The organism is Neobacillus drentensis (assembly GCF_036962125.1).
Classification (GTDB): domain Bacteria; phylum Bacillota; class Bacilli; order Bacillales; family Cytobacillaceae; genus Neobacillus; species Neobacillus drentensis_B.
In genome coordinates this window covers 1-13,248 of sequence record NZ_JBALOA010000007.1, presented here as the reverse complement: position 1 = coordinate 13,248, position 13,248 = coordinate 1, and the positions used below count along the sequence as shown (strand labels likewise).

17 protein-coding genes are annotated in these 13,248 nt (G+C 36.0%); 13 read left to right on the top strand and 4 right to left on the bottom strand.

Annotated elements, in window-relative coordinates; all coding sequences use genetic code 11:
• Positions 1 to 32: 32 nt before the first annotated feature.
• Positions 33 to 938, bottom strand: a complete 906-nt coding sequence (locus V7121_RS07560) for a COX15/CtaA family protein (RefSeq protein WP_335501477.1) — start codon at positions 936 to 938, stop codon at positions 33 to 35.
• 655 nt (positions 939 to 1,593) lie between these two features.
• On the opposite strand from V7121_RS07560, the gene cyoE reads away from it, so the two are divergent.
• From cyoE to V7121_RS07525, 7 genes are all read left to right on the top strand, one after another.
• Positions 1,594 to 2,529, top strand: a complete 936-nt coding sequence (gene cyoE, locus V7121_RS07555; RefSeq protein ID WP_335546248.1) for a heme o synthase — start codon at positions 1,594 to 1,596, stop codon at positions 2,527 to 2,529.
• 110 nt (positions 2,530 to 2,639) lie between these two features.
• Positions 2,640 to 3,701: a cytochrome c oxidase subunit II gene (coxB, locus tag V7121_RS07550; RefSeq protein WP_335501472.1), complete on the top strand. Its 1,062-nt coding sequence runs from the start codon at positions 2,640 to 2,642 to the stop codon at positions 3,699 to 3,701.
• A gap of 31 nt (positions 3,702 to 3,732) precedes the next feature.
• On the top strand, positions 3,733 to 5,604 hold the full coding sequence (ctaD, locus tag V7121_RS07545) for a cytochrome c oxidase subunit I (protein ID WP_335501469.1): 1,872 nt from the start codon (positions 3,733 to 3,735) through the stop codon (positions 5,602 to 5,604).
• Positions 5,604 to 6,230: a cytochrome c oxidase subunit 3 gene (locus tag V7121_RS07540; protein ID WP_335501466.1), complete on the top strand. Its 627-nt coding sequence runs from the start codon at positions 5,604 to 5,606 to the stop codon at positions 6,228 to 6,230. The genes ctaD and V7121_RS07540 overlap by 1 nt, the downstream gene beginning before the upstream one ends.
• A gap of 4 nt (positions 6,231 to 6,234) precedes the next feature.
• Positions 6,235 to 6,570, top strand: a complete 336-nt coding sequence (gene ctaF, locus V7121_RS07535; RefSeq protein WP_335501463.1) for a cytochrome c oxidase subunit IVB — start codon at positions 6,235 to 6,237, stop codon at positions 6,568 to 6,570.
• 146 nt (positions 6,571 to 6,716) lie between these two features.
• On the top strand, positions 6,717 to 7,622 hold the full coding sequence (ctaG, locus tag V7121_RS07530) for a cytochrome c oxidase assembly factor CtaG (RefSeq protein ID WP_335501460.1): 906 nt from the start codon (positions 6,717 to 6,719) through the stop codon (positions 7,620 to 7,622).
• A gap of 121 nt (positions 7,623 to 7,743) precedes the next feature.
• Entirely contained in the window at positions 7,744 to 8,208 is a 465-nt protein-coding gene (locus tag V7121_RS07525) for a DUF420 domain-containing protein (protein WP_335546246.1), read from the top strand.
• A 60-nt stretch (positions 8,209 to 8,268) separates the two neighbouring features.
• On the opposite strand, the gene V7121_RS07520 is transcribed toward V7121_RS07525, so the two are convergent.
• Positions 8,269 to 8,628 carry a YugN family protein gene (locus V7121_RS07520; RefSeq protein ID WP_335501455.1) on the bottom strand — a complete coding sequence of 120 codons (360 nt, stop codon included), beginning with the start codon at positions 8,626 to 8,628 and terminating at the stop codon, positions 8,269 to 8,271.
• 191 nt (positions 8,629 to 8,819) lie between these two features.
• Here V7121_RS07520 and V7121_RS07515 point away from each other — a divergent pair, with 191 nt between their 5' ends.
• Both V7121_RS07515 and V7121_RS07510 read left to right on the top strand, forming a co-directional pair.
• Positions 8,820 to 9,254: a CBS domain-containing protein gene (locus V7121_RS07515; protein WP_335501453.1), complete on the top strand. Its 435-nt coding sequence runs from the start codon at positions 8,820 to 8,822 to the stop codon at positions 9,252 to 9,254.
• 194 nt (positions 9,255 to 9,448) lie between these two features.
• A complete protein-coding gene (locus tag V7121_RS07510) occupies positions 9,449 to 10,513 on the top strand; it encodes a CAP domain-containing protein (RefSeq protein WP_335546244.1) in 1,065 nt (354 codons plus the stop codon).
• A 16-nt stretch (positions 10,514 to 10,529) separates the two neighbouring features.
• Here the strand turns inward: V7121_RS07510 and V7121_RS07505 are convergent, their stop codons facing one another.
• Together V7121_RS07505 and V7121_RS07500 are read right to left on the bottom strand one after the other, a co-directional pair.
• Entirely contained in the window at positions 10,530 to 10,889 is a 360-nt protein-coding gene (locus V7121_RS07505; RefSeq protein WP_335546242.1) for a hypothetical protein, read from the bottom strand.
• A 23-nt stretch (positions 10,890 to 10,912) separates the two neighbouring features.
• Positions 10,913 to 11,395: a PaaI family thioesterase gene (locus V7121_RS07500; RefSeq protein WP_335501446.1), complete on the bottom strand. Its 483-nt coding sequence runs from the start codon at positions 11,393 to 11,395 to the stop codon at positions 10,913 to 10,915.
• Positions 11,396 to 11,547: 152 nt separating this feature from the next.
• On the opposite strand from V7121_RS07500, the gene V7121_RS07495 reads away from it, so the two are divergent.
• The 4 genes from V7121_RS07495 to V7121_RS07480 all read left to right on the top strand — a co-directional run bounded on the left by V7121_RS07495 (position 11,548) and on the right by V7121_RS07480 (position 13,187).
• Positions 11,548 to 11,952: a YlbD family protein gene (locus V7121_RS07495; RefSeq protein WP_335501444.1), complete on the top strand. Its 405-nt coding sequence runs from the start codon at positions 11,548 to 11,550 to the stop codon at positions 11,950 to 11,952.
• Between the two features lie 17 nt (positions 11,953 to 11,969).
• Positions 11,970 to 12,209, top strand: coding sequence for a YlbE-like family protein (locus tag V7121_RS07490; RefSeq protein WP_335501442.1), 240 nt, complete (start codon positions 11,970 to 11,972; stop codon positions 12,207 to 12,209).
• A 108-nt stretch (positions 12,210 to 12,317) separates the two neighbouring features.
• Entirely contained in the window at positions 12,318 to 12,683 is a 366-nt protein-coding gene (locus V7121_RS07485) for a hypothetical protein (RefSeq protein WP_335501439.1), read from the top strand.
• Positions 12,684 to 12,743: 60 nt separating this feature from the next.
• Positions 12,744 to 13,187: a YlbF family regulator gene (locus V7121_RS07480; RefSeq protein WP_335546240.1), complete on the top strand. Its 444-nt coding sequence runs from the start codon at positions 12,744 to 12,746 to the stop codon at positions 13,185 to 13,187.
• The last annotated feature ends 61 nt before the right edge of the window (positions 13,188 to 13,248 follow it).

The window sequence follows — 13,248 nt, the reverse complement described above, 5'->3', positions numbered from 1 at the left end:
AGCTGCTAGGGATATAACTCCCTGGCAGCTTTTTAATGATTTCTTCTTGAACGTGAATATAACAAAAGAAAATAACTTAAAACCCCGAATAAACAAGTAATAAAGAAAGCATGAAGTAGGGCGATGTACAGATTTAAACGGCTGAAAATGATTAAAGCACCAGCAATTACTTGCAAGCTAACAAGGATGAAGGAAATAATCCAACCCCAATAAAGAACTTTCTGCTCTTTATAATGACGAACTGTCAAAACAAGGATATAAGTAATCCAAATAAAGATAAGCCCAGCAGCAGCACGGTGCCCCATTTGTACCCATTCGTACAAGTTAGAGGGTAAGGATGGAGCATCATTGAGACATAATGGCCAGTCTCGACAAACAAGACTTGATTTCGTGTGACGAACAAGTGCACCTGTATAAATAACAAGATAACTATAAATCGACAAGCCGATAATATGAAAACCCATTCGCTTGTCGATATAAAGTTTTTCGGCATTAAACTTCTTATCAATTTCAAAAATTAACAGTGTTAACAATAAAACTGCTGAAAATGAGATAAGTGAAATTCCGAAATGAAGGGCTAGTACAAAGCTGGATTGCCCCCATTTTACAGCAGCAGCCCCAATTAACGCTTGTAAAAGTAAAAAGAAGAAGGAAAGGAAGGAAAGAAATTTTGTTTCTCTAATATGTCCGATCGCCTTCCAGGACCAAACTGAAAGAATGAGAACCATGATTCCACCTACGCCGGAAACAAGTCTGTGGGCAAGCTCTATAGCTAATTCGGGAGTTATCGCTAATGGAAGAAACTTACCGTTACATAGCGGCCAAGATCTTCCGCAGCCCATTCCAGATCCGGTCTTTGTTACTAATGCCCCACCAATTAGAATAAAGATCATTCCTATGGTTGTGGCAACCGCCAACCACTTCAAAGATCGTTGCAAAAAATTCACCTCTTAAAAAAGTTCAATAATTTGTCATTGGATAAACCTGACAGTATAATAAATGGAAAAGTAATGAGATTTTTAAATCCCTATTAATAATACCGAAAAAGAGAGAAAATGAACAGAAATTAAGTTTAGATTTTTTCAGTGCATTATTATTAGTAACAGCCGCTGAATAATAAATATTTTTCCCTATTATTATAGTGAAAACGGTTGAAACTTTACTTTGAGTCTGTTAGAAATAAATTGGGTACAGTTTATTTTGAATAATTTTACTTAATAATGAAAGTAAATAATTTAAAAATATTACTGGAAATAGTAGGTTTTTTAATAATTTTGGGAGAAAATTGGATTTAATGGCAGGAACATTTGCGGAAAAACTAAGTAAAATCAAGTTTAAATGAAATATGTCACAATTTCGTACAAAATTATTCAAAAAAAGTTCACAAAAATAACAAAAAGTGTGATTTAATATACAGAGAAAGTGTTTTAAAAATCACTGTTCTTTTATGCTGGTATTTATAGAGTTGAAAAAATTAATAGAATTTTTCTACTAAGCATTCCTTTTTATTACAAATAAGGGCATAAATAATGAAGTATCAATATCATGTATATCATTATGATAATTGTTATTTAGGATTAGGAGGAGAAACTAATGGCTAACACTAAGGCTTACGGAGATGCTGCCATCGAAAATAGCACTGCGAGCCTGCATACCAATTTAAAAACCTCAGCTTGGAAAGACTTTATGGCCCTTATCAAAATTGGGATTGTAAATTCAAACCTTATTACAACCTTCACTGGTTTATGGTTAGCACTTCATTTTACAGGACAAAGCTTTCTCAACAACTTAGATATTGTCTTTTTCACTGTTGCGGGCTCTTCATTAATAATAGCAGGGTCTTGTGCCATTAATAATTATGTCGATCGTGATATTGACCATTTAATGGAAAGGACAAAAGCTCGACCGACTGTAACTGGAAAGGTAGTGCCAGTAAAAGTTCTTTCTTTAGGTATTTTACTAATTGGACTGGGGACACTGTCTTTATTCTTCACCACGATGACTGCAACAGTAATTGGGCTGCTTGGAGTTTTTAGTTATGTTTTCCTATATACATTGTGGTCAAAGCGTCAATTGGTTTCTAATACAATCATCGGCAGTATTTCAGGAGCAGTGCCGCCATTAATTGGTTGGGCAGCAGTAGATGCTAATCTAGATATCATGGCGTGGTCTTTATTTGTTTTGATGTTTGTTTGGCAGCCACCGCATTTTTATGCACTGGCGATGAGAAGGGTAAAAGAATATAAAGCAGCAGGAATTCCGATGTTACCGGTAGTCAAAGGTTTTAAAACAACAAAATTACACATCCTGCTTTGGGTCGTTGCTCTTCAGCCAATCCCATTTTTTCTTACCAAATTAGGAATCCCATTTCTAATACTTGCTTTCCTTTTAAATATAGGGTGGCTAGCATTAGGGATTTATGGATATAGGATCAAAGATGACATAAAGTGGGCAAAACTAATGTTTGTATACTCTTTGCAATATTTAACTATTATTTTTGTAGCGATGGTTATAGTTACACTAATTTAGTTTTGCAGATGATAGTTCTTTGTAAAAGAAGAACCATCAACCTACATACTTCTTTGATCAACCAAATAGTTTTAAGAAATTCATTAGTGAAAGAGGGGTTTGATTAAGCTATGAAAAGGCTTGCGAAGTGGCGTTTAATCTCGTTATTTGGGATCTTAGCGCTTGTACTCTCCGGATGTGGCCAACCGTATCTTTCCACATTAAAGCCAGCCGGTGAAGTTGCAGACATGCAATATGATTTAATGAAGCTTAGTACGTTAATTATGGTTGGGGTAATCCTAATTGTAATGGTCATTTTCTTTTTAGTAATTATTCGTTTTAGAAGGAAGAATGACAAGATTCCAAAACAAGTAGAAGGAAGTCACAAATTAGAAATTATTTGGACAACTGTACCGATTCTTTTACTATTAATCCTTGCCGTTCCTACTGTTGCTGCAACATTTAAACTTGCAGATGTTTCACCAATGGATAAGAAAAATACTAAGGCACTTGTTATCAATGTACGCTCACATTTATACTGGTGGGATTTTGAATATCCTAATCAGAAGATTGTGACAAGTCAGGATTTAGTTGTTCCTACGAATGAAAAAGTTTATTTCAATCTAAAGTCAACCGATGTTAAGCATTCATTCTGGATTCCAGCAGTGGGTGGGAAACTTGATACTAATACAGATAATGTGAACAAATTCTGGCTAGAGTTTGATAATAAACGCGCAAACGAAGCCGGTAACCTTTTTTACGGGAAATGTGCAGAACTTTGCGGACCGTCACATGCATTGATGGATTTTAAAGTTAAGGCTATCAGCCGTGACAAATTTGATGCCTGGGTAACAGCGATGCAAGATGTTAAAGAGCCACAAAAAGCTACGCAAGGTTCTGTGGCAGCACAAGGCCAGGAAATCTTTAATCAAAGTTGTATCGGATGTCATGCGGTTACACCTTCAAACAAAATGCCTGAAACTGCGCGTCTTGCTCCAAATTTATCAAACTTTGGGAATCGCTCACGTGTAGCAGGCGTATTAGATCATAATAAAGAAGAATTGAAAAATTGGATCCGAAATCCTGAAACCTACAAACCTGGCAACATGATGACAGGAAAATACCCAAAAATGTCAGAAGATCAGCTTAATGCTCTAGCTGAATACCTAATGGGCTTAAAGGTTCAGGATTAATAGGGGAATTGGTTGAAAGGGAGGTAAAATTGTGAGTACCTTAGCTCAGAAAAAGGGATTTGGAGCGACTTTATGGGACTTTTTAACAACTGTTGACCATAAGAAAATCGCTATCCTATATCTTATTGCAGGTGGATTTTTCTTCTTAGTGGGCGGACTTGAAGCAGTATTTATCCGCATCCAGCTTGCAGTACCAAACAATGATTTTGTTAGTGCAGGTCTATATAATGAAATCCTAACAATGCATGGAACAACGATGATCTTCTTAGCTGCCATGCCGTTGGTTTTTGCTTTTATGAATGCCGTCATGCCATTACAAATTGGTGCACGGGATGTTGCGTTCCCATTTGTAAATGCGTTAGGTTTTTGGTTGTTCTTTTTTGGAGGAATTTTCTTAAACCTTTCATGGTTTTTAGGAGGAGCACCTGATGCAGGGTGGACTTCCTACGCTTCACTTGCACTTCATTCCAAAGGACATGGCGTAGATTTTTATATCTTAGGTTTACAGATATCTGGTATTGGTACCTTGATTGGTGGCATTAACTTTTTGGTAACCATCATTAACATGCGAGCTCCAGGTATGACATATATGAGAATGCCTTTGTTTACATGGACTACCTTTGTAACTTCAGCACTTATTCTGTTTGCATTCCCTCCATTAACTGTTGGTTTAGTTCTAATGATGTTTGACCGATTATTTGGAGCGAATTTCTTTGATGTAACAATGGGTGGTAATACAGTTATCTGGGAACATCTTTTCTGGATTTTCGGACATCCTGAAGTATATATTTTAGTACTTCCTGCGTTCGGTATTTTCTCGGAAATTTTCCCAATGTTCTCTAGAAAACGTTTATTCGGTTATTCATCCATGGTTTTTGCAACCGTCTTGATCGGTTTCTTAGGTTTCATGGTTTGGGCACACCATATGTTCACAACAGGACTTGGACCAGTGGCTAATGCGATCTTTGCTGTCGCAACAATGGCAATTGGTGTACCGACAGGTATTAAAATCTTTAACTGGTTGTTAACAATGTGGGGCGGTAGTGTGAAATTCACTACTCCTATGCATTATGCTTTTGCATTTATCCCTTCATTTGTTGCTGGTGGGGTAACGGGTGTTATGCTAGCATCTGCTGCTGCTGACTATCAGTACCATGATACGTATTTTGTAGTAGCACACTTCCATTATGTAATCGTTGGTGGGGTTGTCTTTGCGGTACTAGCAGGTACACATCTTTATTGGCCAAAAATGTTTGGTACAATGTTAAATGAAACTCTTGGAAAAATCACTTTCTGGTTGTTCTTTATTGGTTTCCATTTAACTTTCTTTATTCAGCACTTCTTAGGTTTATGGGGAATGCCGCGTCGTGTTTTTACCTACCTTCCAGGTCAAGGCTTTAGCACGTCGAACATGGTAAGCTCTGTGGGTGCTTTGTTTATGTCGTTGGGAGTATTAGTACTTCTTTATAATGTAATCGTGACATCTGTGAAAAATGAAAGAGTTGGTAATGACCCTTGGGGAGATGGCCGAACACTTGAATGGTCTATTCCTTCACCTCCACCGTTTTATAATTTTAAGCAACTTCCGCTTGTTCGTGGTTTGGATGCTTATTGGTTAGAAAAAATGGAAGGTAAAAAAGGAATGACTCCAGCAGAGCCGCTCGGGGACATTCATATGCCAAATTCATCATTTTTACCATTTATGATGGCATTAGGATTGTTTATTGCCGCCTTTGGTGCAATGTACCATGTTAATGATAAGGCTTGGGCTTTACCAGTAATGATTATTGGATTATTAGTAACGTTTGGTTCCATGTTCTTACGTTCAGTAAAGGATGATCATGGATTCCATATCCACAAAGAAGATTTAATGGATGACGATGATAAGGGGGTTAAGGCATAATGCACGCTGATGAAAAATTTACCTATGAAACATGGCCTGCTGCGCCGGAAAAATCAACCCTTGAGTCCAAAAATAAATTTCTAGGTTTTTGGTTCTTTTTAGGGGGAGAGACAGTTTTGTTTGCCTCCCTCTTTGCCACATATATTGCCCTAAAGGATAAAGTTCCTAGTACAACTCACCATTTAGCAAAGGATTTATTTGAATTACCGTTAACATTTGTAGCTACAATGCTTCTCTTAACTAGCTCGTTAACAAGTGTGTATGCTATGTATCATATGAAAAACTTTGCCTTTAAAAAAATGATGACTTGGCTAGGTCTTACAGCTCTTTTAGGGTTAGGTTTCTTAGGCTTAGAGGTATACGAGTTTACCAATTATGTCCATGAAGGACATACATTTACAAGCAGTGCGTTCGGGTCAGCCTTCTACACACTTGTTGGTTTCCACGGAGGTCACGTTGCTTTTGGTTTACTCTGGTGTTTTACGTTAATGTTTAGAAATTCTAAACGTGGCCTAGACCTTTACAATGCACCTAAATTCTATGTGTTTAGCTTATACTGGCACTTTATTGACGTAGTTTGGGTATTTATCTTTACAGTTGTATATTTAATGGGAATGGTGGGATAAACTGATGGAAAATCAGCAACTAAATTCAGGTAACCCAAGAGTTGACATTGAATATCGTCGCCGTAAAAATGCAGAAGAGATGAGATATCAAGTGGTATCTTTTGCCTTAATGATTTTCTTAACTTTAATTGCCTTTGCAGCTGTCTATATAAAAGGATTTACCGCCTGGTTTACTGTACCATTTATTATCCTTTTAGCTGTAGTTCAAGTTATTTTCCAACTATATTATTTTATGCATATGAGCCATAAAGGGCATGAGGCTCCTTCGCTCTTTTTATACTCAGGTGTGCTAGTTGGAGCGGTGACAATCTTAGCCTTTTCAACAATTATTTGGTGGTAATATTAGAAAAAGAAAATCGGCATAAGCCGATTTTCTTTTTTACAATCGTATAATGGAAACATAGGATTCGTTTCTTTGCTTATCTACTATACCAAGGGTATAATATAGTCAAAAAATTCTTTTAAACTCAGGAAGAGGTGATTTGGGTGCTTACGTTAGATATATTTGGTTTTAAAGCCCTTTGGAGCCCGTACTTCTTAATAATCTTAATAGTAATTACTGCAGGGTATTTTGTACTAACTACAAAGTACAGACATTTGTTTTCTGAAAGTCAGCCATTAACAAAAACACATAGTGCTTTGTTTTTATTATCAATGGTCCTTCTTTATGCTATAAAGGGATCTCCGATTGATTTATTAGCACACCTTATGTTTTGGGTTCATATGATTCAAATGGCTGCCTTAGTTTTAATCGTACCGCCTATTTTTATCCTAAGTATCCCTATCTGGGTATGGAGAAAATTATTAAGTTACAACACGATAAATTCTGTATTTACCGTTTTAACAAAGCCATTGATTGCGTTGATTGTTTTTAATGGTCTATTTTCTTTTTATCACATACCAATGATTTTCGACCATGTCATGCAAAATGGATGGATGCATGCAGGTTACTCTATCTTATTATATTTTGTTGCTACCTTTATGTGGTGGCCGTTACTTAATCAAATGCCAGAGCACCAAACATTAAGCGGATTAAAAAAGGTAGGCTATATTTTCGCTGATGGAATCCTATTAACCCCTGCTTGTGCATTAATCATTTTTGCGGATACACCAATGTATGCAACTTACTCTGATCCCCATGTATGGGGACAAGTAATGAGCCTGTGCGTGGGTACAGCCAACTTTGACAGCTTAAATTTAAGTGGTCCCGAGTTGTTTAGTTCGATGTCATTACTCCATGATCAGCAACTAGGTGGAGTTTTAATGAAGATTATTCAAGAAATCATTTATGGGGTCATCCTTGGTCATGTCTTCTTTGAATGGTATCGTAAGGACCAAGCAGACTCCGAGCAGGAAATGAAGCAGCCATTAAATCCATTACTGATTAAATAATCTCCCTCATCCCTGGGAGATTTTTTTACTAAGAAGGCTATATTTTGGGGTTCTTCCGTTGAAAAGCGGAGTGGGTTGAATTACTATTATTGTAGAATAAAAGAAAAGAGAGGACTCCTGAATGAATTCCTTACCAATTTTACCAACTATAAGCACCTCATTTATTGTTTTAAGTGCAATTACAGTTGCAATTGGCTGGTGGCAAATAAAACAGCGGAAAATTGAGGCGCACAAAAAGACCATGTTTTTAGCTGCAATCTTTGCAGTGATCTTCTTCATAATTTATGCATCTCGAACCATTTTTATTGGGAATACTTCGTTTGGTGGACCAGAAAATATTAAAATGTATTACACGATATTTTTAATATTCCATATCACGCTTGCAACAACTGGGGCTGGCTTTGGCATTGTGTCTATCCTTACAGGCTACAAAAACAAACTTACGATCCATCGTAAACTAGGTCCAATTACTAGTTTGATTTGGTTTTTTACTGCAATAACAGGTGTTGCAGTTTACCTATTGCTTTATGTGTTATATCAGGGCGGCGAGACAACATCAATGATAAAAGCAATTCTGGGGCTGTAATATCGGTTCTTATAATTCTAGACAAAAAAGACGCATGAAAATTCATGCGTCTTTAAGTGTTTACAATGCAAATTTACTAACTTCTGCTTTTACTGCTTCAAGTATCTTTTTACATTGATTCACAAGTGAGGTTGGAAAATTCTCGCCTTCACCATATTCTACCCCATGCGGATAATAATGTTTTCCCAAAAGAGGGGTCATTAATTGAATGGTTGCTTTCTCCGCCCCAATGTCGCCCTCAATGGCAAGTCCACGAATACGAAGATAAAATACGCCTTCCTTTAATTCAAACTTGCGATCGTAGGTAACACGCTCGTAATCCCATTGACCCTCGCGAACTAAACCGTGGTCTAACATAACTTCATCCAAGCGGTTTAAGTCAGCCTTTAACTTTTCAATCTCAGTATTCTCGAATTTCATAATTAATCCCTCCTAAATACCATTGCCCCAATGTTTCCATTATTAGTATAATAAAGCAATTATCATTCAATTTTAATAATAGTTGAAAATGAATCAAGTTGCAATGAATAGATTCGGGCGAATAAAACATTATTGGTTGGAAAACCTATAATAATGATATGAGGTAATAATTATACCAAGGGGGTAGAAAAATGGAAAAAATTAGCGATATAATGACTAAAGATGTTGAATGTTGCACTTTATTGGATAATGTTTATGAAGTTGCTTTAAAAATGAAAGATTTAAATGTTGGAGCTATACCAATCCTTGATCAAGATAAACTTGTCGGCATGATAACCGATCGTGATATAGTCGTACGAGGTGTGGCAGAAAAACACCCAGGGTCAACAAAGGTTGAGGATATCATGAGTGGTAAACTAATTACCGTCAGCCCAGATAGTACAAGTAAAGAAGCCGCTAAATTAATGGCAGAACATCAAATCCGGAGATTACCAGTGGTAGAAGAAGGGAAGCTTGTTGGGATTGTATCACTCGGTGACTTTGCAATCCGAGATTTAACTGATGATCAGGCCAAAGAAGCATTAACAGAAATATCTGAGCAAAACTTTAATGGACTGCAACATTAGAAATTATTATATAAAAAAAATAGTTTGGTGATCATGGAACAGGTACTCAGCGTGCCTGTTTTCTTTTAATCAGTCCATTTATCTGATATTAAAGCTATTAACTATTATTATTCAAGATATTGATGATATAATAATTTTATCTATACATATAATGATAGAAAAAGTTCCAGAGAGGGTGGAAGCCTCTGCGTATATTGTCAAAAATACTTATACTATCAGCAGTTTTTTTAACCATTGGTTTTTATGTTAGTATAAACGAAAATAATGAAAGTAATATTTTAATTAAAGAAAACCATACATCAGAAATGAAGCAGCCAATTGAACAAAATCAAACTAATATCCCAAGTAAAAAAATAGCCACAGAAAAACCAAAAGAGGGATTAGGATCTTTTATTGGAAAAAAAGAAGAGGAACTAGAAAAGAAAATTGGAAGGCCATCACGGATTGATGAAACAATGTATGGGTATCAGTGGTATATATATAATCAAGACCCAAATGAATATTTGCAAGTGGGTGTTGAAAATCAGCGTGTTGTCACGATATTTGCGGCTGGTCAGAATTTAGATGTAGCGCCATTTGAAATTGGACAGCCTGTTGAGGAGATCTTTAATACTAATTATATTGATACAAATATTAATCTAGATTTTAACGGTAACTCCTATCGCTTCGAACTGAATGATACTGACTTAAATCTTCGCCCTATGGTTCAATTAGGTAATGTCTTTGTCCAACTTTACATTGATAAGTTTACAGGTAATCTTTCAAGTGTTCGTTTCCTAGATGGAGCAACCCTAATCAAACAACGTCCCTATGAACTTGTTTATAATGGATATTTAATTGAAGCTCCTGATCCAAGTGAGGAAATGAAGCGGGAAATAGAAGAAGACACAGAACAAGAGATTTTTGATATTACCAATGTTTTAAGGATAAGAAACAACGTAAAGGTATTAAGGTGGGATGAAAATACAGCTAAAGCTGCTTACCAACATAGTCAGGATATGTCAGAAAACAATGATTTCTCCCATACATCTAAGAAATTTGGAGATCTTGAGAAAAGATTAAAAACAGCGGATGTGGCCTATCAAGCTGCTGGTGAGAATATCGCTGCAAATTATACAGATGGACCTGCCGTGGTGGAAGGTTGGCTAAATAGTAAAGGGCATCGAGAGGCATTATTGAACAAGGAATACACTCATCTTGGAGTAGGAGTATTTCAAAACTTCTATACGCAAAACTTTATTCAAAAAACTGAACAATAAAAAGGTGACGAATAGGTCACCTTTTTTCAATTACATATTCGGTAAATAAAAATTTACTATTGTCCCATTTCCCCATTACTCTTATTACATCCCCTACTCTAAAATCCTCTTTATGAAAGTCTTTTGTAATTGGTGTAATTTTTTGGACGATAATTATTTTTGATTCTGTTTGTAATTTAAGTGTTTGAACATAAATGTAGCGGTGATTATAAAACTTCTGTTTCTCTTCAACTATACTTTTTATCTCTCCTGTAACAATCGCCTCGTGCTCGACACGACCCACACTAGCCCACTTAGCATCATTTTCGTTCATCTCTTTTTTAGTTAACCAATAAAAATAAAGGCATATAACTGGGATGACAATGGCGGTGACCATTATTAATCAAACTCCGTCCATTATTATTTGCTAATAATAAAGAAGGTACCTGTAGCATAGGCTATTTTTTTACCGTCACTGCGATAGGCTTCTCCGGAAATCACCATAGTTTTGGTCCCTTTGTGAACAATTTCTGCCTTGCAATGGAGTGTTTCTCCAATCCCTGGTGCGATGTAATGAATATTTAATTGATTCGTAACAGCTCCGAAACCTTCTGGCAAATGATAGTTAGCTAAACTCCCCATCGCAGTGTCAAGGACTGTAGCGGTAATCCCTCCATGGACGATATTAAGATTATTATTAAGGATAGGGTGAAGTGGTATGGTAATTTCGCAGGCATTCCCGTCAAACTTTCGATTCATTTGGAGAATCCCATCGATATAGGTACTGCGCTTTAAATGAATCTTTTGGTTTAACCCATCTAAAAGGTAAGCAAGCGAATTTAGATCTGCCTCTGAACCATTTTTTATACATGATTCTAATAATTGATGTAATTCATCCTTCATTCTATATACCTCTTTCATATCAGCTATCTTCTTTTGACATCTTATCATTTTAAGGAAAAATATTAAATATTTTTAACTTGATGGGTGCTTTCACATTTATCTTATTATTTCATATTGTATTATTGGCAGGAATATGGGCTGAGGTGAGATATATGACACAGAAAAAATTACACCCTACCGTTGTACAATTTAAAGAATTTGTTAAGAACAATCCAAAATTGATCCTGGAAGTACGGAAGGGAAAGTCGACCTGGCAAGAGTTATATGAAGAATGGTATTTATTAGGGGAAGAGGATTCACGCTGGGAAACGATTGGTTCTGATAATACCGAAGAAGTTGAATCCAACACGGAAACGAAAGGGGATTGGATTTCCAATATATTGGGGATGGTTAAAAAAATGGATCCAAATCAGTTGCAAAATCATATCAACAACTTAAGTCAGGCTTTAGGTGCGGTCCAAGGTGTGCTTTCACAATTTCAAGGAAACAATACAGTGGGTGGACCAGCCAAGCCTCAAGAAGGACCAAAACATCCCTTTTTATTTAGAAAAGACTGATGAGAGGAATATTTATTATGAGAAAAGATGTGCTTGAATATATAGAAAGTCAAAAGGATTTAAAAAAATTTATCCGGGAACAACCAATTTGGTATCGAAAGTTATCTCGAAATCCATATGATTTACAGTCTCTTGAGATTGAATCATTACACTATTATAAAAAGACGATTCCTGATCAAGTGAACAAATTTTCAAATAGTGTTCAGATGGCTTCGATGATGTACCATATGTTCCAAGCGATGAAAAATCAAAATTAACTTAAGTCCACATGATTTAATTTGTGGATTTTTTTATGTGTAAATATAAGAAAGACTAAAAAATGCAAGGAAGGTGAACAATACTAGCAAAAGAAGGAGTGAAATGAAATGAAGAAGAAATTTCCGCAGATCGCCTTTATCATCTTAATCATTGGAATCCTTTCTGGATTTAATACTGTCTTACCAAGTAAAGAAATTCCTTCGCTCTTTGTTCAGCACCAAATAAAAGGTGATTCCGTATTAATAAATTGTATTGTGTCAGGGATAAGTTTTCGTGAAACAGACCATTCTAAAAGTAAATTTGGCAAAATTGTTGTTTGGATTGATGGTAAGAAAAAATCTGAAGTTCATTCTGCGGCATTTTTGATAAAAGAGTTTCCACCTGGGAGACATATGATAAAGCTTGAGGTTGTCGATTTAAATGATGTACCGTATGGATTGAAGAAAGAATTTATGGTAAATATCACTAGATAAACTGTAATTTCGCATTACTAACACTTTCATGTTAAAATGTATTGTGGAGGTGGGCGTAACGTGCTTGCTACATTAGAGAGAGTAGAATTATTGGAACAGGCTGAACAATTAGCAAGAATGGTGTTAGAATCTGATATTGCAGAACAATATCAAATTTGTTTATATAAGTTGCAAAATAATTTAGAGTCACAGCGGAAAATCACCCGTTTTGTTAGTTTAAAGGAACTTTATGATGAGGTCCAACGGTTTGGAAAATACCATCCTGATTATAAAATGGTGATGACCCAAATTCGTGAAAATAAACGGGAAATGGACCTAGATCCTCTTGTAGCTGAGTTTAAATTGGCTGAAAATGATTTGCAGGACCTCCTGGATGCTATCAGCATTATCGTGGGTGGTGCTGTTTCGGAACATATAAAGGTCCCTACCGGTAATCAGTTTTTTGAAACCAATACTAGCCATAGTGCTGGCTGTGGTGGTGGAGGAAGTTGTGGGTGTGGATAAAAATCAGCTGAGTTTAGCTGATTTTTTATTTAAAGGATAAGAAAGTTTTTAAACTTAGTTT